Genomic DNA, 18,797 nt, shown 5'->3' on the forward strand with positions numbered 1-18,797 from the left:
GACGGCACGGGACCCTGAGGGCGCGGCATGTTGGCGGCTGGGCTCGCGGCGGTCCGGCCGTGGGCCGAGCCGTCCGGGGCCCTCGGCGGCATGGGGAGCGGCCAGCCCGGCCGGCGCGGTCGGGGTGCGGGGAAAATCGGGTGAGGTTCGGGCGGCGCTGGGGCAGAGTTGACGGAGTGATGTCCGATTTTGTACCTGGTATCGAGTTGTCACGAGCCTTCTACCACGAGGTGGTGGCGCCGCTGGTGCCCGGTGTGGCGCACAGTGCCGCGCTGGTCGGGCCCGGTTCCGAGGTGCTGGCTTTCGACACGGCCCGCTCGGCCGATCATGACTGGGGTCCGCGGGTGCTGGTGTTCGTGCCGGCGGGGTCGGTGGCCGAGGTGCGGGCGAAGGTGGCGGCGGGGCTGCCGGAGCGTTTCCGGGGCTATCCGACCGTGTTCGCCTATCACGGGCAGGTGCGGCCCGGGGTGACGGTGACGGATTTGAGCGGGTGGCTGGTGGGGCGGCTCGGGTTCGATCCGCGGGCGGGGGTGTCGCTGCTGGACTGGTTGTCGGTGCCGTGGCAGCGGCTGGCGGAGGTGACGTGCGGGGAGGTGTTCCACGACGGGCTGGCGGGCGGCGGTTTGGCGGCGGTCAGGGCGGCGTTGCGCTGGTATCCCGAGGATGTGTGGCGGTATGTACTGGCGTGTCAGTGGCGGCGGATCGCGCAGGAGGAGCCGTTCCCCGGCCGGTGCGGGGAGGTCGGTGACGAGCTGGGGTCGGCGGTCGTGGGGGCGCGGCTGGCGCGGGAGGTGATGCGGCTGGCGTTGCTGCTGCGGCGGCGTTACCCGCCGTACGCGAAATGGCTGGGCAGTGCGCTGGCGCGGATGCCGGGCTCCACGGAGCTGGGAGAGTCGCTGGGGGTCGTGGTGGCGGCCCGGTCCTGGCGGGAGCGGCAGGAGGGGTTGTCGGCGGCGTACGGGCGGGTGGCGGCGCTGCAGAACCGGGTGGCGCTGGCCGAGCGGCTGGATGAGCGGGTGCGGGGGTTCCACGACCGGCCGTTCGAGGTGATCGGCGGGGACCGGTTCGCGCAGGCGTTGCTGGCGGCGGTGTCGGATCCGGTGATCAGGGGGTTGCCGGTGGTGGGGTGTGTGGATCAGCTGGCGGATTCGACGGATCTGCTGATGGCGCCGGGGCGGGCGCGGGCGGTGACGGCGGCGGTGCTGGGACTCGGCGCATAATGATCTACATTGTAAAGGGTGTGGGCTGAGAAAATCATACCCACATCCCAATCAACCCCTAGCCGGCGAGGTCGGCGGCCAGTTCTTCGATACGCCTGCGCCACGCCGCGGCGGCGGGATCGCCGGTGTGGGTGATGATGAGGCGGGCGCCGTGGCCGGTCCCCGCGGTCAGCTCCCAGCGCACGCTGCCGCCCGCGGTGTCGTACTCCAGGAGTTTGTCCGTCTCGGCCCGGGTGACGGGGCCGGCCTGCAGGCCGGCGGCGGTGAACGGGGCCGGTGGCGGGGCGCCGACGGTGGCGTCGGGGCCGCCCAGGGTCTGCCAGACGTGCTCGGCGGGGCGGGTGAGCTGGCGTTCGGCGCGGGTGGTGTGGTCGTCGGCGGTGACGGGGTCGAGGCCGAGGATGGCGATGTAGTCCTCGTGCAGGCGGGCGGTGCCGGCGGGTGCGTGGAAGGGGCGTTCGTCGAGGGTGGCGAGCAGGGCCATGATGCAGGTGTGCCAGCCGGAGGCGAAGCTGGCGGCGCCGTGGCGGTCGGTGAAGGTGTGGGTGAAGGTGAGGAGGGTGCCGGGGCCGTCGGGGTGGAGTTCCCAGCGCAGTTCGTCCTCGCCCCAGGTGTGGGCGAAGGCGTGGGGTGGGTTGTTCTCGGTGATGCGGCCGTCGGGGCCGAAGCCGTAGGTGATGCGGTCGCCGTCGATGGTGACCTGGGCGGGGAACCAGTGGGCGAGGTGCTGGGATTGGGTGATGGCGCGCCAGACTTTGGCGGGTGGGTGGGGGAGGCGGCGTTGCATGGTGAGGGTGGTGCGGCCGTCGGGGTGGAGGGTGAGGTTGTCGTTCATGGGGTGTCGTCTTCCATGGTGTCGAGGTGGTGTTCGAGGCGGTCGAGGGTCTGGTTCCAGAGTTTGCGGTAGGGGGTGAGCCAGGCGTCGATGTCGGCCAGGGGTTGGGGGCGGAGTTCGTACCAGCGGCGTTGGGCGTCTTTGCGGACGGTGACGAGCCCGGCTTCGCGGAGGGCGCGCAGGTGTTTGCTGGTGCCGGGTTGGGTGAGGCCGAGGTGGTGGCTGAGTTCGCCGACGAGGTGGGGGCGTTGGAGGAGGAGGTCGAGGATGTCGCGTCGTGCGGGTTCCGCGAGCACGTCGAAGCGCATGCGGTGAATATACCGACACGAGTATATTCCCGCAAGTGCATGTATCGGTTTGAGGGTGAGCGCGGCGGGCTTGGTGCGGTCAAGGGCGGGGCGCGGTCGTCCCATGCGTTGGCCAAGAGTTGGCGTGGCTTTTCGGACACGCTCCCCCAGATTGCGGGCTGCGCATAATCTGGTGCCGATGAGGAGGTTGCGGCGCGGTGGTGGCCCCGCCGGCCGCGCCCGTCGGTTGAGGCGCCATGACAGCGGTGATGACCAGCACCTCCCGGAGCCGGCAGCTGTGCCGGCTCCCTGCCGAGGTGACGAGTTTCGTGGGGCGTCGGCACGAGATTGCCGAGGTCAAGCAGCTGCTGTCCGCGTCCAGGGCGGTGACGTTGACGGGGGTGGGCGGGGTCGGCAAGACCCGGCTGGCGCTGCGGGTGGGGCTGGAGGTTCGGCGGGCGTTCCGTGACGGGGTGTGGCTGGTGGAGCTGGCCGCGTTGCAGTGCCCGGAGCTGCTGGCCGAGGTGGTGGCCGAGGTGCTGGAGATCCGGGATCTGAGGAGCGCGGCGCCGCTGGCGGCGTTGACGGAGCAGCTGCGGGGCAAGCAGCCGCTGGTGATCCTGGACAACTGTGAGCACCTGGTCGGGGACTGCGCGGTGCTGGCCGAGACGTTGCTGCGGGCCTCCGGTGAGCTGCGCATCCTGGCCACCAGCCGGGAGCCGATGGGGATCGGGGGCGAGCACGTGGTCCCGGTGCCGCCGCTGACGCTGCCGGAGCTGCGGGCGCCGGGCCCGTCGCTGGAGGCGCTGGCGCAGGGCGAGGCGGTGCGGCTGCGGGCGTTGTCGGCTCGGCAGGTGCTGGATCGGCTGGAGGATCGGTTCCGCCTGCTGAGGTGTGGATCGAAGACGGTGTTGCCCCGGCATCAGACGCTGCGGGCATTGATCGACTGGAGTTATGCGCTGTGTTCGGACAAGGAGTGGTTGCTGTGGGAGCGGGTGTCGGTGTTCGCCGGGGGGCTGGACCTGGAGGCGGCCGAGGCCGTCTGCTCCGGGGACGGGATCGCCCGGCAGGACGTGGTCGAGCTGGTGATCGGCCTGGTGGAAAAGTCCGTCCTGGTTCGGGAGGACCACCGGGGCGGGGTGCGCTACCGGATGCTGGAGACGCTGCGCGAGTACGGCCGCGAGCGGCTGGTCGCCTCCGGCCGGGAGGAGGTGTTGCGGCGGCGGCACGCCGGTTATTACCGCGAGCTGGCGGAGCGGGCGCGTGCGCAGGTGTTCGGGGCCGCGCAGGTCGGGTGGTTCACCCGGTTGCAGGTGGAGCACGCCAACCTGCGGGCGGCGCTGGACACGTGCTTTGCCGTGCGGAGCGAGCCGGGCGCCGGGCTGAGCCTGGCCACGGACCTGCTCTATCACTGGATCACCAGTTATTACCTGGGGGAGGGGCGTAACTGGGTGGAGCGCGGGCTGGCCGGCGGGGCCGGTCCGCGGGAGGCGCGCGCCCGCGCGTTGTGGGCGGGCGGGTGGCTGACGATCATTCAGGGGGATGTGACGGCTGCGACCGGCATGACGCGGGAGGCGTGCCGGTGGGGGGAGCGGCTGGGGGATGCGTCGGTGCTGGGGTACGGGGCGTTGTGCTCCGGCATGATCGCCATGTTCGGCGGGCGGGTCGGGGAGGCGGTGGAGTGCTACGAGGAGGCGCTGGCCAGGCATCGCGGTACGGGGGATCCCGCGGGGTTGCCCCTGGCGTTGGTGCGGTTGTCGCCGGCGCACTCGTTCGCGGGGGAGTCCGGGCGGGCGGTGGCCGCGGGGGAGGAAGCGCTGGCGGTGAGCGATGCGGTGGGGGAGGGCTGGCATCGGGCGTACGCGATGATGGCGCTGGGTGTTTGAGCTGTGGCGGCAGGGGGGATCTTTCGCGGGCGGCGGAGACGGCGTTCCAGATGGGGAGCCCCAGGATGGTGGGCCGTCGCGGGAGGTCCCCGTGTGTGGCTCGGGGCTCGCATATGGCGTACACGTCGATCGTCTCCCTCGGTGACCTGTCCACGTGTCCAGGATGCGAGAGGCCCTCCGATAGAAGGACGGGATTTATCCCCGTATAGGTACCTATTTATTGGTTCGCCAGGTTTAGGTAGCCGCCTGAACAGGCGGCGGAGAAGACCACGCCGCCGCCCCTCCGCACGGCCCCGCTCGGATCCGCGCGTGAGCAGGTCGTCGGTGCGCCCGCCGTGGCCTCCCGTCCGCTGGTCAGAGCGATGAGGTTAACGTGGAGGTAGGTGTCGGCTCGGTGCTGGGGGGACACATGAAGCGACACTCTCTGAGGACCGCAATCGCCGCTGGGGTTTTCCTGGCCGCTATCACCGCAGGCTCGGAGGTCTCCGCGGCGGTCGCCACGGGAGCCATGGGATCTCCGGCGACGCCGTCCCCGAGTCCTTCTCCGGCGGGTACGCAGCCGGCGTGCCCGGGCATGGGGCGGATGCATCCCATCACCAGTGAGTACGCCTACCTGTCGCAGATGGTGCCGCACCACCAGGAGGCCATCACCGCGGCACGGCAGCTACAGCGCTCCGAGCGGGCCGAGATGCGGCGGCTCGGGCAGGCGATCGTCACGACGCAGACGGCCGAGGTCGGCAAGATGCGGGGCTGGCTGGAGCAGTGGTACCGGCAGAGCCCTGCGCCGAGCGCGAGCCAGAGCACGATGCCCGGCCTGTCGGGGCTTTCCGGGGATCAGCTCGGCAAGACGTTCCTGCAGCACATGATCCCGCACCACATGATGGCGATCATGATGTCGCAGCAGCTCCTCAGGGGAGACCAGGTCCAGCATTCCGAGGTCGCCGACTTCGCCCGCACGGTACGCGACGACCAGTGGGCGGAGGTCCGCACGATGCGGCGATACCTGCTCCAGTGGTTCGGGGAGCAGAGGATGCCCTGCACCCCGCACGTTCCCGGCATGCCTGATATGCCTGGTATGCCAGGCATGGCGCCGGGGCCGCGCATCCCGGGAGCACCCGACCGGCCGACGCCCACGGGCACCTGAACTCAGCGGACACCCGGCACTCGCAGAGAGGCCGCCGGCGGGCAGGGCATCGAGCGTCCGCGGCAGAGCGCCGGCCAGGTGGGCCCAGGGATGCTGGTGATTGCGCTGGTCACGGGTAGTACACCCGGTGCGGGCGACGGCGCTCCGGGCGGGGCACGGCCGGGTCGCCTCCGCACGCGGCGCTCAGCCTCAAGGAGGAGCCGTGATGAAGCAACATCTGGTGCCGGCGGGAATCGCCGCCGTGGTGGCGCCGGGGGCGATCGCGGCCGGAGCTCCCGCGAACACGGTCCTGATCGTGCTCAGACTGCCGGCCTGCCCGGTGATGACGCTCATGATGATGCGCGGCATGGGCGGCCACGACACCACCGATCGGCGCAGGCCGGACCGTGAAGATCGGAACCCCGGCGACCGCAGAGGTGTCTCATGAGCGGCATCGACTGGGCCGTGGTGCTGCTGTCCGGCGCGCTGCTGGCATTCCTGGCCTGGTACTTCTTCGGGCCGCGCGCCAGCCGCCTGGCGGAACTGCGCGAGGGGGTGCAAGAAGCCGAGATCGTGGTGCGGGGCGGCTACTGCCCGGATGTGCTCCGGGTGCGGCAGGGCATCCCGCTGCGGCTGGCCTTCGACCGGCGTGAGAGCGGCGAGTGCACCTCCCAGGTGGTCTTCCCCGACTTCGGCGTCAGCCGCTCGCTGCCGGCCTTCGCCCGGAGCGTCGTGGAACTGGACCCGCGGCAGGCCGGGGAGTACCGCTTCGCCTGCGGCGAGAACATGGTGCACGGCCGGTTGATCGTCGAACCGGACGACCACCATCGCCCGCCCACCTCGCCCCAGCCGCCCCGGTCTCCCCAGGAGCCGTCCTGGACGGCTGAGCCCGCGCCACCGCCGGCCCCGCCTGCCCAGGCGGCTTCCCCGTCCGGGCACGCGCCACAGGACACCGAGGCGGCCCAGCGGCGTGCCGAGATCCGTGACCTGTCCAGGCGCGTGCTGGTCGGTGCGGTGCTCACCGTGCCGGTGGCCTTCGCGGTCATGGCGCACGAGCTTTTCGCCGCGACCTGGCTGCCGGGCCTGCTGCTGAACCGGTGGGCGCAACTCGCCCTGATCACCCCGGTGATGTTCTTCACCGGCCGGCCGATCCACACGGTCGGCTGGCTGGCCCTGCGCCATCGCTCGGCGGAGATGAACAGCCTGATCACGCTCGGCACGAGCGCCGCCTACGGCTACAGCCTGCTGGTCACCCTCGTCCCGGACGCGCTGCCCGAGCAGGCACGCGAGGTCTACTTCGAGGCGGTCGGCGTCATCCTCACGCTGATCCTGCTCGGCCGGCTGCTGGAAACACGGGCCAAGGCGGGCACCGGCGAAGCCATCCGCAAGCTGATCGGCCTGCAGGCACGCACCGCCCGGGTCCGCCGCGACGGCGGCGAAGCCGAGATCGGCCTCGACCAGGTGCTGCCCGGCGACGTGGTCATCGTACGGCCGGGTGAGAAGGTCCCAGCCGACGGGGTGATCCTGACCGGCCGCTCGACACTGGACGAGTCCATGGTCACCGGCGAGTCCATCCCCATCGACAAGGGGCCCGGGGACGAAGTGGTGGGCGCCACCGTCAACCAGACCGGCGCCTTCACCTTCCGCGCCGACAAGGTCGGCGCCGCCACGATGCTGGCGCAGATCATCCGGCTGGTCCAGGCCGCCCAAGCCTCCCGCGCGCCCATCCAGCGCCTGGCCGATCTGGTGTCGGGATACTTCGTCCCGGCGGTCATCGCCATCGCCGTCGTGACGTTCGCCGCATGGTTCGTGGCCGGACCCCAGCCTGCGCTGACGCTGGCGCTGGTGGCGGCGGTCGCCGTGCTGATCATCGCCTGCCCGTGCGCGCTCGGCCTGGCCACCCCGCTGTCCATCATGGTGGGCACCGGCAAGGGCGCCCAGGCCGGCATCCTCATCCGTGACGCGCAAGCCCTGGAGACCGCCTGCAAGCTGGACACGATCGTGCTGGACAAGACCGGCACCATCACCCGCGGCCGGCCCGCCCTCACCGACGTCGAGCCGCACGCCGGCCCGCACGGTGCTTGGACGGTGCTTGGACGGCGCAGGAGATACTGCACCTGACCGCAACGGCCGAGCGCGTCTCGGAACATCCCCTCGCACGCGCGATTGTGGACGGGGCCACCGGACACGGCCTGCCACTCGGTGACCCCGCCGACTTCCAATCGGTCACCGGACAGGGCATCCAGGCCACCGTGAACGGCCATCGCGTGCTGGTAGGCGGCGCCCGCCTGCTGACCGGCCAGGGCGTCGACGCAAGCGTGCTCGCACCCGCGGCCGACCGGCTGGCCCGCACCGGCCGCACGCCGATCCTGATCGCCGTGGACGGCCGGCCCGCCGGCGTGCTGGGCGTGGCCGACACCGTCAAGGACGACTCGGCCGCCGCCGTCGCCGCGCTCCAGCAGCTCGGCCTGAACCTCGTGATGATCACCGGTGACAACCGGCGCACCGCCGAGGCCATCGCCCGCCAGGTCGGCATCACCACCGTGCTCGCCGAGGTGCTACCCGACCGAAAGGCCGCCGAGATCGCCCGCCTCCAGGACCAGGGCGGGAAGGTGGGCATGGTCGGCGACGGCGTCAACGACGCCCCGGCGCTGGCGCAGGCCGACATCGGCTTCGCCATCGGCACCGGCACCGACGTGGCCATCGAGGCCTCCGACATCACGCTCATCTCCGGAGCGCTGTCCGGGGTGGTGACCGCGGTACAGCTGTCACGGGCCACCATGCGCAACATCCGGCAGAACCTGTTCCTGGCCTTCGTCTACAACATGATCGGCATTCCCATCGCGGCCGGCGTCCTGTATCCGCTCCTGGGACTACGGCTGTCACCCATCATCGCGGCCGCCGCGATGGCCGCCTCCTCGCTGTCGGTCGTCGGCAACGCCAACCGGCTGCGCCGCTTCACCCCACCGGCCCCGCACCCCGCACCGCAGATCCGGGCCGATCCACCCGCCACCGGCACGGGCCAGGAGTGAACCGCAGCAGGCAGCGGGCCAGCAGGGCGGCCCGCAGCCGCTCCCGCCAAGACAGCCTGTCTCCCGGACGGGCGGCCCGCATAACTATAACGGTATTTGTATCCGGGTATAGAGTTGTGGCCATGGTGCGACCTCCACTGACCCCCGAAGAACGCCTCCGCGGCGAACAACTCGGCCACACCCTGCGCCAAGCCCGCGGCGAGCGCAGCATCGTCGAGGTCGCCGCAGCCGCCGGCATGTCCGCCGAAACACTCCGCAAGATCGAGACAGGCCGCATCGCCACCCCGGCGTTCTTCACCATCGCCGCCCTGGCCGACGTCCTGGACATCTCCCTGGACCACCTCGCCGTCCGCTCCACCCCCGCCCCCACCTGACCCCACCGACCGCCCCGCACCCGGGCCTTACCCGGCCCCAACACCTCCGGGGGGCCGCAGGACAACACCCACGGGCCCCAGGTACGGCAATCACCGCCTCCACGAGGCGGCGATATCGGCCTGACCCCCTGGACGCCCCAACCCCGCAACACCAGCGCCTGCTGACCGCCCCACACGCTCAAGCTTGGTCCAGCCGGTCCAGCCCCGCTGCTTCAGCAACTCGACCAGGCGACGAGCCGGCGGCGCCGTGTCGAACGCCAGCGCGTCCATCAGCGCGACCAGCGACGGCTCGATGCCGGCATCGTCGATGTAGTCCTCGCCCCGCTCCTCGGCCATCTGCGTGATGTAGGCGGCCAGCTCATCGGCCAGCCCCACCAGCCGCCGATCCCCACCGGCCCGATCCAGGGCCTGGCCCAGAACGAGATAGAAGTCGACGAACCGCGGATCGGCGAGCTGCTCCCACTTACGCGCCATCCACTCCGGAACCCGCTCGGGCGAATGCGCGGCCAGCAGGATCCAGCCGTCGCGTTCAGCCTGGACGACCCGGTCCTCCACCCCCAGCGCCCGCAACCGGTCGAGAAACCCGGCCACCTCCGGAGGCAACGCCACGCCGTCCCCGGAGACCAGCCGGGCGATCCGCGCCCGGTGCCGCCGCCGCTCCCGGATCTCCGCCCGCAGCCGCCGGTCGATGTCCGCGACCGCCGCGGCGAACGCCTCCTCCCCGGCCTGCAGCAGCTCCCGCACCCGCGCCAGCGGCACCCCGGCCTCGGCGAGGGTCCGGATCCTGATCAGCTCCACCACGGCACCGGCGCCATACCGGCGGTAACCGGAGCGGTCCCGCTCCGGCTCCGGCAGCAGCCCCTTGGCGTGATAGTGCCGCACCGCACGTACCGTCACCCCGGCGTACGACGCCAGCTCACCGATGGTCAACATCGACCCAGTCTCCTGGCACCCGGCACGGCCCCGGCTGACCGACCTCCTCCAGGCGCCGGACACAGACCCCCTGGGCCGCCATACGCGCCGCACAGCGCCGCGACCTCGACCGCCGTGCTCCTCGTGGCCATGCCCCCATGCTGCCGCATCGACCCCGCGTCAGGGCCAACCCCGCACACCCCAGGCCCGCCGGAGCACCAACCGCTCACGCATCCGGCTTGCCCCGCAACAACGGATGCGCCCGCATCGCCACCTCCAGCTCACCCGGCAGATCATCCCGGTAACGCCCCAGCGTCGACAGATCACTGTGCCCCAGCACCCGCCGCACCGCATCCATGTCCACCGCGTCCGCCAGCAGATGCGTCGCCGTCGTGTGCCGCAACCCATGCGGCGTCACCGACCGCCGCCGCTCCGGATCCACCCGCCGCAACACCCGGTCGATCACCCCCTGCACATCACCCCGCGCCAACCGGCGCCCCCGCCATGACAACAGCAACGCCTTGTCCTGCACTGCCGCCCGCCCCCGCGCCAGATACGCCTGCAACACCGCCGCCACGTCATCCGGCAACGGCACATCCCGCGTCCGCCCGCCCTTACCGAAGATCCGCCAGTAACGCACCCCGTCGTTGGTGAAGAAATCCTCCACATTGGCGCGCACCAGCTCCGACACCCGCGGCCCCACCGTCGCCAGCAGCAACACGATCACCGCGTCACGCAACTCCATACGCTGATCACGCCGCTTGCCCTCCTCCGGCACCTCCTGCAACGCCCGCGCCGCCCCGATCAGCCCCTGCGCCTGCTCCCGCGTCAACGCCCGCCGCTCCGGCCGCAGCCCACCCCGCTGCTTGGCCGTCACCGTCGAAGCCGTCATCGGGTTGACCTGCACCCACCCCGCCAGCGTCGCATGCTTGAACAACGCCGAGATCGACCGGCGGAACCGCGCCTGCGACGACGCCGACTGCCCGCCCCCGTCCGCACCCCCCGCCCGGCGGCCATCCGGCTTGCGGGCGAACGCCAGCAGGATCGCATCGACGTCCTCACCCGTCAGATCGTCCAGCACCGCCCGCTCACCCGCCAGCGCCACCAGCGTCGCCACATCCCGCGCATAGACCTCCGCCGTCGAGGACGACAACGCCCCCGTCGACGTCCTGGCCCGCACCAGCTCCACATAACGGTCAGCCGCCTCGGCCACCGTCAACCGCTCGAGCTCCGCAGGCCGCACCCGCGCCACCTCCTCCGCCACGCATACGATCACCGGCAAGCACGACGGTAGCGGCCCGCACCGACAGAAAGTCAGATGTCGCGGAAGGTCTCGATGCGCGCTCCCAGCGCGTTCAGCCGCTCGGCCAGATCCTCATACCCCCGGTTGATCACATACACGTTCCGCAGCACCGACGTACCCTCGGCCGCCATCATCGCCAGCAACACCACCACCGCCGGCCGCAACGCCGGCGGGCACATCATCTCCGCACTGCGCCACCGCGTCGGCCCCTCCACCAGCACCCGATGCGGGTCCAGCAGCTTCACCGACGCCCCCAGCCGCGTCAGCTCCGTCAGATAGATCGCCCGGTTGTCGTACACCCAGTCGTGGATCAGCGTCGACCCCTGCGCCGAGGCCGCGATCGCCGCGAAGAACGGCACATTGTCGATGTTCAGCCCCGGGAACGGCATCGGATGGATCTTGTCGATGGGGGAGACCAGCTTCGAAGGCCGGACCGTCAGATCCACCAGCCGCGTACGCCCGTTCGCCGCCGCGTACTCCCGCCCCCGATCATGATCGAGGCCCATCTCCTCCAGCACCGCCAGCTCGATCTCCAGGAACTCCACCGGCACCCGGCAGATCGTCAGCTCCGACGACGTCACCACCGCCGCCGCCAGCAGGCTCATCGCCTCCACCGGATCCTCGGAGGGGGAGTAGTCCACATCCCGCTCGATGAACGGCACCCCATGCACCGTCAGCGTCGTCGTCCCCACCCCCTCCACCCGCACCCCGAGCTGCTCCAGGAAGAAGCACAGGTCCTGCACCATGTAGTTCGACGACGCGTTGCGGATCACCGACACCCCGTCATGCCGCGCCGCCGCCAGCAACGCGTTCTCCGTGACGGTGTCGCCCCGCTCGGTCAGCACGATCGGCCGGGACGGCGCCACCCCCCGATCCACCCGCGCGTGATAGAAACCACCCGTCGCGGTGATGTCCAGCCCGAAGTGCTTCAGCGCCGACATGTGCGGCTGCACCGTACGCGTCCCCAGGTCACACCCGCCCGCGTACGGAATCTGAAACTGCTCCGTCCGATGCATCAACGGCCCCAGGAACATGATCACACTCCTGGTACGGCGGGCCGCCTCGGTGTCCATCGCCTCCAGCTCCAGCCGAGCCGGAGGCACGATCTCCAGATCGCTGCCCTCGTTGATCCACCGCGCCCGCACCCCGATCGACGCGAGCACCTCCAGGATCCGGTACACCTCCTCGATCCGCGCCACCTTGCGCAAGATCGTGCGGCCCGAATTCAGCAACGCCGCGCACAGCAGCGCCACGCACGCGTTCTTCGAGGTCTTCACATCGATGCTGCCCGACAACCGCCGCCCGCCGACCACCCGCAGATGCATCGGCCCGGCATACCCCAGCGACACGATCTCACTGTCGAGCGCCTCACCGATCCGGGCGATCATCTCAAGACTGATGTTCTGGTTGCCGCGCTCGATCCGGTTGACCGCGCTCTGACTCGTCGCCAACGCATCCGCCAGTTGCAGCTGCGTCCAACCACGATGCTGTCGCGCGTCCCGGATCAGCCGACCGATCCGCACTAGGTAATCGTCTGCCACAACACGAGACCATATCTCACATATGAGATGCTCCCGCGCCAGCAGGGGCCGACGCGCCGGACAACTCCCGATGACGCGCCAGATGCTCCGGAGTCGCCCCCGCCTTCGCCTTCCGCACGAACGCCCGCCGCGCCGCCCGGAACTCATGACGATCCTCGAACATGTCCCGGCTCATCTCCGCCAGCTCCTCAGCACGAAAAGCGTCCAACGGCTTACGCCGCTCATCCACCTCACGCACCTGCCGACGGCCCGACAACATCCGATCATAACCGGGATCCACCGCCAGCCGCTCCGCATACTCCAGCACCCGCCGCTCGAAATCCAGCCGCACCCCGCCCAGCACCTTGTCGGCCAGCCCCAACTCCACCGCCTGCACCGCACCGATCGGCAACGCCTCCTGCGTCAACCGGCGCGCCTGCTCGGCCCCCACCCGCCGCGGCAGCACATACGTCCAATACTCACTCCCGAACAACCCCATCGTCCGGTAATGCGGATTCAGCACCACCCCATCCCGCACGATCACCTGATCCGCACCCAGCCCCATCATCACCCCGCCCGCACCGGCGTTCCCGCCCATCGACGTCACCACCAGCTGCGACCCACACCCGATCACCTCACGGCACACCGCGTTGATCGCATTGATGTTCATCCACGCCTCCAGCTCCGCATGACGCGAAGCCTCGATCACGTTCAGATGAATCCCGTTGGAGAACACCTCACCGCCCCGCAGCACCAGCACCCGCGTATCCTGCGCCACCGCGTACTTCAACGCCGCCGCCAGCCGCCGGCACTGCTCCGTCGACATCGCCCCGTTGTAGAAATCGAAACTCACCACCCCCACCGCGTCACTACGGTCATAGGTGATCTCGCTGTACCCGCTCCGCTGCGCCACGCCCGCCACCCGCTCACCCAGCGCCAGCGCCGCCGGCAACTTGACCGCACCCTCCTGCTCCACCCGCAGATGCCCCACCCACACCGAGCCGTCCCCCGTGCCCACCAGCACCGCACCCTCACGCCGCGCCACCACCTGCCCCGGCGCCCCCGACGCCTGCGGCCCCCGATACACGTCGAACACCCGCACCGGCACCTCACACAACCGCGCCCGCCCACCCGGCGACCCATCAGCCGCCCGGACCCGCCGCACGATGTCCTCCGTCGGCTCCTCCCAGGAGAACTCCCGGTCAGCGTGCCGCATCGCCCGCCGCAACCGCCCCCGCACCTCCGGCGAACGGTAATCCAGCGGCTCCGGCACGAACGACGCGTCACCCGCCCTGGCCACCACCTCCGCCACCAGCTCCACCGCCGCATCGGCCACCGGCCCGTTGTACAACGCCGACTTACGCGGCGCCTCCGCCGGCATCACGAACCTCCGGAACCCCCAGATCGGGCCCGCGTCCATCTCCTCCACCGCCTGCAACGCCGTCACCCCCCACTCCGGCTCCGCCTCCACGATCGCCCAGTCCAGCGACGACGGCCCCCGGTCCCCGGGCGGACCCGGATGGATGATCACCGTACGGTGCGCCCGCCACAACCCCTCCGGCACCCGATCCTTCAGGAACGGGCAGATCACCAGATCCGGCTTGGCCAGCTCGGCCGCCTCCACCATCACCTGCTCCGACACGGCCAGCTCGACCGTCACGTCATGACCGGCCCGCCGCAACTCCAGCCAGCAACGCTGGGTCAGGCCGTTGAACGCGGAACAGAGCAGCAAGATACGCACGCGGACACTTCTTTCCGGGCAGGGGGAACGGGTGGTCAGGAACGGGACAGCTCAGGCGGACGGGCGATCCCACCGGCCACCGGCATTTAAGGCGGTCCCATATGACCTAAACATGCCGTTGATGCTGACATGAATCTTCCACCCATGCTGACGATTTCGAGCAAAAACCCACTCTGACCAGCCCAAATTGACCCGATTTGCCCGAAAACATCCCACTGCGCACGTCGAACCGAAACCCACCACCCGGGGCAGGGGAGAGGCGGCCCCGAAAGGGAAAGGCCCCTCGCGCCACGCCTCACCTGGCGCGGGTCCTCATAACTGCCCGTTACGCCCGCTTTATGCCGTTTCTCGGGCGACTGTACGAATAAGGGAGCGGCACGGCCGGGGGAGTACCGGCGAGCGCCGCCTCGTCCGCCGCCGCGACTCCGATCGGCGCGAACCGTCGAACGAGCCCGGGTGGGACCGGGCGGCACGCCTGCGCGGAGCGGTCCGGCGTGCCGGCGAGATCTCATACCCAACAGAACCCACATTCTGTCTGGTATGAGATGGAATGTCGGTTTTGGGTCGAGAGGGGGTCAGAGCCGGTTGACGAAGCGGGCGGCCGCGCGCTGACTCATGCCGGTCTCGCCGCGTACGAGGAAGACGGCTTCCTGGATCTGCCCGTGGGCTTTGAGCTCCCGGGCCTGGTCCACGAGGTCGACGCTCGGGGCGAGCCGGTTGCGTGGGCGCCGGGTCAGCCTGGCGGCCAGGATGATCGTCCAGATGGCGGCGGCGGTGACGACGGCGGTGAGCGCGATGATGCTGGGATTGGCGATCTCCAGGGTGGGCATGCGTTCGCGTCTGCCCTGGAGCGGGTGCCTTATGCGGTACATCCTTGTTTGCTTGATAATGAACATTATGTCAAGTAGACCGCTTCCGGAGCGGGGCGGGGCTCCCCTGCGCGGGTGTGGCCGCTGGGGTGTGCGGGAAGATTTTTTGGCGGGCCGGGTGGCTTTGATCGCGGGTCCGGCGGGGCCGGTTCGGGGGTGTTGAGCGGGGGTTTCGTCGCTGAGCGTGATGGCGGGCGGCTCCCCCGGCGGGCTTGACGGGCTGCTTGACGTTATGTTGATTCGCTGTCCTTGGCGGGATCTGTGGTTTTAGGGTGGAGCTCCTGCCATTCGCGCCGCGAGAGGAGCAGCACGTGGGGACCCAGTCGGTGTTATGCCCGGTGTGTCAGGGTGTTCTGCCCGCTTCCGGTAGGGAGGCGTACACGCAGTCGCGTGGGCGGCTGATCGTGACGAACGGTTACTGCGCGGGTGGGTGCGCCGAGCGGGGTGCGGAGGTTGTGGATCAGGCTGAGCGGACTCAGCAGGTGCAGCGGCCGGCGCAGCAGCAGGTGACGCAGCAGACGGCGCGTCCCGGGTCGGTGCCGCAGCCGGCTCCGGTACCGGTGGGGCCTCCTGGTCGTGGGCCGGCGCCGTTGCGGGTGGTGCGCTGATCTGTCCGCCGGGGTCCGGCGGGTGGGGTTCGGGGTTGGGTGTTCGGGTGGGTTATTGGTGGCCGTCGGCGGTGTGCCAGTAGTCGCGGGTTTGTACGGCGAGGCCGTCGGTGTCGAAGCGGGCGAAGACGCAGCCTGCGAGGGTGATGGGCCGGCCGTTGTCGAGGGCGTGGACCCGGAATTCGATGGCGGCCTGGTCGCCGTCGACGATCGGGGTGGCGAAGGTGACGCGGGGCTGGGTTTCGCCGGCGAATGACCAGGTGATGTAGTCGGTGATGGCTTGTTTGCCGTGGTGCGGGGGGCGGAACGGCATGCTGGTGTGGACGGCGTCGTCGCGGTAGAGGGCGGTGATGGCGGCGGTGTCGTGGTGGGTCCAGCCGTGTTGCCAGGTGTCGGCGAAGCGTTGGGCGGCTGTTCGGGTGTCCATGGGGACCATTGTGGTGGTGTGCGGGTGGGGGTTGCGCGGGGTTCGCGCTGTTGGGTGTCGGCCGGGTGGGTGGCTGGTGGTGGGTTCTCCCCCGCTCCCCCGCTCCCCTGTTCGTGAGGGTTGTGCGTCGGTTATCGGGTGTAGGGGTGTACGGCGGTGACGGCGTTGGTGGGCAGGGGCCCGTACAGGTGGGGGTAGTCGTTTTCGAGGCGGATGTCCAGGCCGGTGGGGTCGATGTCGAGGATGAGCAGGGGTTGGGTGACGGCCTGGTAGTAGGCGGTGTGGACGCGGTGGAGTTGGGTGAGGTCGCGGCTGAGGTGGATGAAGCCTTCCTCGTCGAGGGTGCGGCCGAGGGTGGAGATGCGGTATTCGCCGGTGGGCTGGGCGGCTTCCCAGTCGGTGCGTAGGGCGAGGTGGTGGACGGTCATGGTGTCCGTTCGGTGTCGTCGAGGTGGCCGGTGGTGCGGGTGGGGGCGCTGGCCGGGTGGCCGGGTGGCCGGGTGGCGGGGTTTGGGCGCGGGGGCGGTGTTGGGGGTGGTCATGGGGGGGGTTGAGTGTGTGGTCGATGGCGGTGGTGAGGAGGGTGCGGGCTTCGCTGGTGGGGCGTTGTTCGACGATCTGTTCGAGCCAGAGGGTGGAGATGGTGGTGTAGAGGAGGCGGGTGCGGGTGTCGGTTTCGGGCAGGTGGAGGGTGTCGGCGATGATGCGGGTGCAGCCGTCGGTCCAGCGGCGGGCGATGTGCTGGAGGACGGGGTCGCGGCCGGCGTGGACGTAGAGCTCCCACAGGCCGAGTTGGCGGGTGCGGTCGGTGGTGGCGAGCTGGTCGGGCAGGGCGGCGAGGCCGTGCTGGGTGATCCAGGTGCGGGTGGTGGCGAGTTCGGTTTCGACGAGCTGGGCGAAGGCTTCGGCGAGGAGCTGGTCGCGTGAGGTGAAGTAGTAGGTGGTGGCGGCCAGGGGCAGGTGGGCTCGCTGGGCGACGGCGCGGTGGGTGACGGCGGCGAATCCGCCGTCGGTGAGCAGGTCGACGGCGGCGTTGAGGAGGGTGGCGCGGCGGCGGCGGCCGCGTGCTTGGGCGGGTGGCGGGGTGAGGGTGGGGTGTTGTCGTTCGGGGGCTGGGTGGGTGGGGTCCGGGTGCGGGTTCAATGGCCACCTGCGAGGTTGAGGACGACGACGCCGCCGATGATGAGCAGGATACCGCCGATCTTGAGGGGGGTGAGGGTCTCCCCCATGAAGGCGGCGCCGATGAGGGCGATGGCGGCGGTGCCGGCGCCGGACCAGATGGCGTAGGCGGTGCCCATGTCGAGGTGGAGTTTGAGGGCTTGGGCGAGGAGGGCGAAGCTGGTGAGGTAGCCGGTGGCGACGGCGATGGTCCAGCCGGGGTGGGTGAGGCCGTTGCTGAGTTTGAGGGCGGAGGTGGCGAGGATTTCGGTGGTGATGGCGAGGGTGAGCAGGAGCCAGGGCATGGGTCCCCCAGGGCAAAGTGGTACGGTCGTGCCATTTTAGCTGGGGGGCCGCTCCCCCACGGGTGTTCTTCCCTGGGGGCCGTCTGCTGTGGTTTCTGGAGCGTTCAGCCGTGCGGAGGTGATCCGGACGCCGAGTGGGGGCCTCGTGCCGGGTGCCGATCCCGTACGGTGGGTGATGTTTGGCCGGGGTGGTGGGAACGGCTTGAAAAGGGTGTCGAATGCGTGTTCCATTGGGTGGTGTGGGTTGGGACGCGCTTTCGCTCGTCGACGCCGCCGACGATCGACCGCTGATCGAGCGGCGTGCGGTGGTGCGTGACGGTTTCTACGAGCTGCAGGCCCGCACGGTGATCGAGCGGGTGCCGCAGGTCGCGGGCATCGCCCAGCAGTGGGCGGTGTCCCCCTACCGTGGCTGTGCTCATGCCTGCCGTGGGTGTGGCGCCCGTGCGGGTCATCGGCGGCTGGGGCTGGACGCGGGGCGTGATTTCGACACGCGGATCGTGGTCAGGCCCAACGTGGTGGAGCGGTTGCGGGCGGAGCTGGCGCGCTGGGACGGCCGGGAGCTGGCCGTGGGGGTCGGCGGCGACTGTTATCAGGCGGCGGAGGGGACCTACCGGCTGATGCCGGGGGTGATCGCGGCGCTGGGTGAGGCGGCGGTGCCGTTCACGGTCTATACCAAGAGCGCGCTGGTGCTGCGTGATGCCGGGGTGCTGGCGCGGGCGGGGGCGCGGGTGGCGGTGTCGATCGCGTTCGTGGACGAGCGGATCCGGCGCGCTGTGGAGCCCGGGGCGCCGGGCGCGCAGGCGCGGCTGGAGCTGGTGTCGGCGCTGGTGGAGGCGGGTGTGGAGTGCCGGGTGCTGATGGCGCCGGTGCTGCCGCTGCTCAGCGACGCCGCCGACCAGTTGGCCGCGACCGTGCGGCGGGTGGCGGCGGCGGGGGCGCAGGCGGTCGAGCCGGTGGTGTTGCGGCTGCCGCCGGGGACCCGGCAGTGGTATGAGGAGTGGCTGGCGCAGGCGCATCCGCATCTGGTGGAGCGTTATGAGGAGCTGTATGACCGGGCGGGGCTGCCCTCGGCCGGTTACGAGCAGCGCATCACCGGGCAGATCGCCCAGTTGTGCGAGGTGTACGGGATGGGGTTCGGGCCGGCGCCGGTCGAGCGGCGTGAACCGGCTGCCGCGCAGCTCGCGCTGGTGTGAGGCC

At 70.5% G+C, this 18,797-nt stretch carries 19 protein-coding genes; 9 read left to right on the plus strand and 10 right to left on the minus strand.

Annotated elements, in window-relative coordinates; translation table 11 throughout:
• Nucleotides 1–179: 179 nt before the first annotated feature.
• Nucleotides 180–1,220 carry a DUF4037 domain-containing protein gene (locus ABGB18_RS05425; RefSeq protein ID WP_347694204.1) on the plus strand — a complete coding sequence of 347 codons (1,041 nt, stop codon included), beginning with the start codon at nucleotides 180–182 and terminating at the stop codon, nucleotides 1,218–1,220.
• Between the two features lie 58 nt (nucleotides 1,221–1,278).
• On the opposite strand, the gene ABGB18_RS05430 is transcribed toward ABGB18_RS05425, so the two are convergent.
• Entirely contained in the window at nucleotides 1,279–2,055 is a 777-nt protein-coding gene (locus ABGB18_RS05430; protein WP_347694205.1) for an SRPBCC domain-containing protein, read from the minus strand.
• Nucleotides 2,052–2,363 (minus strand): metalloregulator ArsR/SmtB family transcription factor, encoded by a 312-nt coding sequence (locus tag ABGB18_RS05435; protein WP_347694206.1) that lies wholly within the window; start codon nucleotides 2,361–2,363, stop codon nucleotides 2,052–2,054. The genes ABGB18_RS05430 and ABGB18_RS05435 overlap by 4 nt, the downstream gene beginning before the upstream one ends.
• A 308-nt stretch (nucleotides 2,364–2,671) precedes the next feature.
• On the opposite strand from ABGB18_RS05435, the gene ABGB18_RS05440 reads away from it, so the two are divergent.
• From ABGB18_RS05440 to ABGB18_RS05465, 6 genes are all read left to right on the plus strand, one after another.
• Nucleotides 2,672–4,228 carry an AAA family ATPase gene (locus tag ABGB18_RS05440; protein ID WP_347694207.1) on the plus strand — a complete coding sequence of 519 codons (1,557 nt, stop codon included), beginning with the start codon at nucleotides 2,672–2,674 and terminating at the stop codon, nucleotides 4,226–4,228.
• A gap of 583 nt (nucleotides 4,229–4,811) precedes the next feature.
• Nucleotides 4,812–5,372 carry a DUF305 domain-containing protein gene (locus tag ABGB18_RS05445; protein WP_347694208.1) on the plus strand — a complete coding sequence of 187 codons (561 nt, stop codon included), beginning with the start codon at nucleotides 4,812–4,814 and terminating at the stop codon, nucleotides 5,370–5,372.
• A 205-nt stretch (nucleotides 5,373–5,577) separates the two neighbouring features.
• Nucleotides 5,578–5,799 carry a DUF2933 domain-containing protein gene (locus tag ABGB18_RS05450; protein ID WP_347694209.1) on the plus strand — a complete coding sequence of 74 codons (222 nt, stop codon included), beginning with the start codon at nucleotides 5,578–5,580 and terminating at the stop codon, nucleotides 5,797–5,799.
• Nucleotides 5,796–7,472: an HAD-IC family P-type ATPase gene (locus tag ABGB18_RS05455; protein ID WP_347694210.1), complete on the plus strand. Its 1,677-nt coding sequence runs from the start codon at nucleotides 5,796–5,798 to the stop codon at nucleotides 7,470–7,472. The genes ABGB18_RS05450 and ABGB18_RS05455 overlap by 4 nt, the downstream gene beginning before the upstream one ends.
• The gene (locus ABGB18_RS05460) at nucleotides 7,433–8,383 is read left to right on the plus strand and encodes an HAD-IC family P-type ATPase (RefSeq protein ID WP_347694211.1); all 951 of its coding nucleotides are present in this window, start codon (nucleotides 7,433–7,435) and stop codon (nucleotides 8,381–8,383) included. Before ABGB18_RS05455 ends, ABGB18_RS05460 begins: the two co-directional genes overlap by 40 nt.
• 122 nt (nucleotides 8,384–8,505) lie before the next feature.
• Nucleotides 8,506–8,757 carry a helix-turn-helix transcriptional regulator gene (locus ABGB18_RS05465; RefSeq protein WP_347694212.1) on the plus strand — a complete coding sequence of 84 codons (252 nt, stop codon included), beginning with the start codon at nucleotides 8,506–8,508 and terminating at the stop codon, nucleotides 8,755–8,757.
• Nucleotides 8,758–8,847: 90 nt separating this feature from the next.
• Here ABGB18_RS05465 and ABGB18_RS05470 read toward each other — a convergent pair whose 3' ends face one another.
• The 7 genes from ABGB18_RS05470 to ABGB18_RS05500 form a co-directional block, all read right to left on the minus strand.
• Entirely contained in the window at nucleotides 8,848–9,690 is an 843-nt protein-coding gene (locus ABGB18_RS05470) for a MerR family transcriptional regulator (RefSeq protein ID WP_347694213.1), read from the minus strand.
• A gap of 205 nt (nucleotides 9,691–9,895) precedes the next feature.
• Nucleotides 9,896–10,933, minus strand: a complete 1,038-nt coding sequence (locus tag ABGB18_RS05475; protein ID WP_347694214.1) for a tyrosine-type recombinase/integrase — start codon at nucleotides 10,931–10,933, stop codon at nucleotides 9,896–9,898.
• 50 nt (nucleotides 10,934–10,983) lie between these two features.
• The gene (locus ABGB18_RS05480; RefSeq protein WP_347694215.1) at nucleotides 10,984–12,513 is read right to left on the minus strand and encodes a UDP-N-acetylglucosamine 1-carboxyvinyltransferase; all 1,530 of its coding nucleotides are present in this window, start codon (nucleotides 12,511–12,513) and stop codon (nucleotides 10,984–10,986) included.
• A 16-nt stretch (nucleotides 12,514–12,529) separates the two neighbouring features.
• Complete coding sequence (locus tag ABGB18_RS05485) at nucleotides 12,530–14,233, minus strand: enoyl-CoA hydratase-related protein (RefSeq protein WP_347694216.1); 1,704 nt, start codon at nucleotides 14,231–14,233, stop codon at nucleotides 12,530–12,532.
• A gap of 575 nt (nucleotides 14,234–14,808) precedes the next feature.
• The gene (locus tag ABGB18_RS05490; RefSeq protein ID WP_347694217.1) at nucleotides 14,809–15,063 is read right to left on the minus strand and encodes a hypothetical protein; all 255 of its coding nucleotides are present in this window, start codon (nucleotides 15,061–15,063) and stop codon (nucleotides 14,809–14,811) included.
• Between the two features lie 699 nt (nucleotides 15,064–15,762).
• Nucleotides 15,763–16,137, minus strand: coding sequence for a nuclear transport factor 2 family protein (locus ABGB18_RS05495; protein WP_347694218.1), 375 nt, complete (start codon nucleotides 16,135–16,137; stop codon nucleotides 15,763–15,765).
• A gap of 131 nt (nucleotides 16,138–16,268) precedes the next feature.
• On the minus strand, nucleotides 16,269–16,679 hold the full coding sequence (locus ABGB18_RS05500) for a DUF952 domain-containing protein (protein WP_347694219.1): 411 nt from the start codon (nucleotides 16,677–16,679) through the stop codon (nucleotides 16,269–16,271).
• A gap of 64 nt (nucleotides 16,680–16,743) precedes the next feature.
• Here ABGB18_RS05500 and ABGB18_RS05505 point away from each other — a divergent pair, with 64 nt between their 5' ends.
• Nucleotides 16,744–17,064: a hypothetical protein gene (locus tag ABGB18_RS05505; protein ID WP_347694220.1), complete on the plus strand. Its 321-nt coding sequence runs from the start codon at nucleotides 16,744–16,746 to the stop codon at nucleotides 17,062–17,064.
• Nucleotides 17,065–17,276: 212 nt separating this feature from the next.
• On the opposite strand, the gene ABGB18_RS05510 is transcribed toward ABGB18_RS05505, so the two are convergent.
• Nucleotides 17,277–17,600 (minus strand): multidrug efflux SMR transporter, encoded by a 324-nt coding sequence (locus tag ABGB18_RS05510; RefSeq protein WP_347694221.1) that lies wholly within the window; start codon nucleotides 17,598–17,600, stop codon nucleotides 17,277–17,279.
• Between the two features lie 218 nt (nucleotides 17,601–17,818).
• Here ABGB18_RS05510 and ABGB18_RS05515 point away from each other — a divergent pair, with 218 nt between their 5' ends.
• Nucleotides 17,819–18,793: a radical SAM protein gene (locus ABGB18_RS05515; protein WP_347694222.1), complete on the plus strand. Its 975-nt coding sequence runs from the start codon at nucleotides 17,819–17,821 to the stop codon at nucleotides 18,791–18,793.
• Nucleotides 18,794–18,797 lie beyond the last annotated feature (4 nt).

This window comes from Nonomuraea sp. B12E4, from assembly GCF_039871825.1.
GTDB lineage: Bacteria > Actinomycetota > Actinomycetes > Streptosporangiales > Streptosporangiaceae > Nonomuraea.

Coding starts and splice junctions, on each gene's coding strand:
- ABGB18_RS05425 (WP_347694204.1), top strand. CDS start 180: ATGTCCGATTTTGTACCTGGTATCGAGTTGTCACGAGCCTTCTACCAC.
- ABGB18_RS05430 (WP_347694205.1), bottom strand. CDS start 2,055: ATGAACGACAACCTCACCCTCCACCCCGACGGCCGCACCACCCTCACC.
- ABGB18_RS05435 (WP_347694206.1), bottom strand. CDS start 2,363: ATGCGCTTCGACGTGCTCGCGGAACCCGCACGACGCGACATCCTCGAC.
- ABGB18_RS05445 (WP_347694208.1), top strand. CDS start 4,812: ATGCATCCCATCACCAGTGAGTACGCCTACCTGTCGCAGATGGTGCCG.
- ABGB18_RS05450 (WP_347694209.1), top strand. CDS start 5,578: ATGAAGCAACATCTGGTGCCGGCGGGAATCGCCGCCGTGGTGGCGCCG.
- ABGB18_RS05455 (WP_347694210.1), top strand. CDS start 5,796: ATGAGCGGCATCGACTGGGCCGTGGTGCTGCTGTCCGGCGCGCTGCTG.
- ABGB18_RS05465 (WP_347694212.1), top strand. CDS start 8,506: ATGGTGCGACCTCCACTGACCCCCGAAGAACGCCTCCGCGGCGAACAA.
- ABGB18_RS05470 (WP_347694213.1), bottom strand. CDS start 9,690: ATGTTGACCATCGGTGAGCTGGCGTCGTACGCCGGGGTGACGGTACGT.
- ABGB18_RS05490 (WP_347694217.1), bottom strand. CDS start 15,063: ATGCCCACCCTGGAGATCGCCAATCCCAGCATCATCGCGCTCACCGCC.
- ABGB18_RS05495 (WP_347694218.1), bottom strand. CDS start 16,137: ATGGACACCCGAACAGCCGCCCAACGCTTCGCCGACACCTGGCAACAC.
- ABGB18_RS05500 (WP_347694219.1), bottom strand. CDS start 16,679: ATGACCACCCCCAACACCGCCCCCGCGCCCAAACCCCGCCACCCGGCC.
- ABGB18_RS05510 (WP_347694221.1), bottom strand. CDS start 17,600: ATGCCCTGGCTCCTGCTCACCCTCGCCATCACCACCGAAATCCTCGCC.
- ABGB18_RS05515 (WP_347694222.1), top strand. CDS start 17,819: ATGCGTGTTCCATTGGGTGGTGTGGGTTGGGACGCGCTTTCGCTCGTC.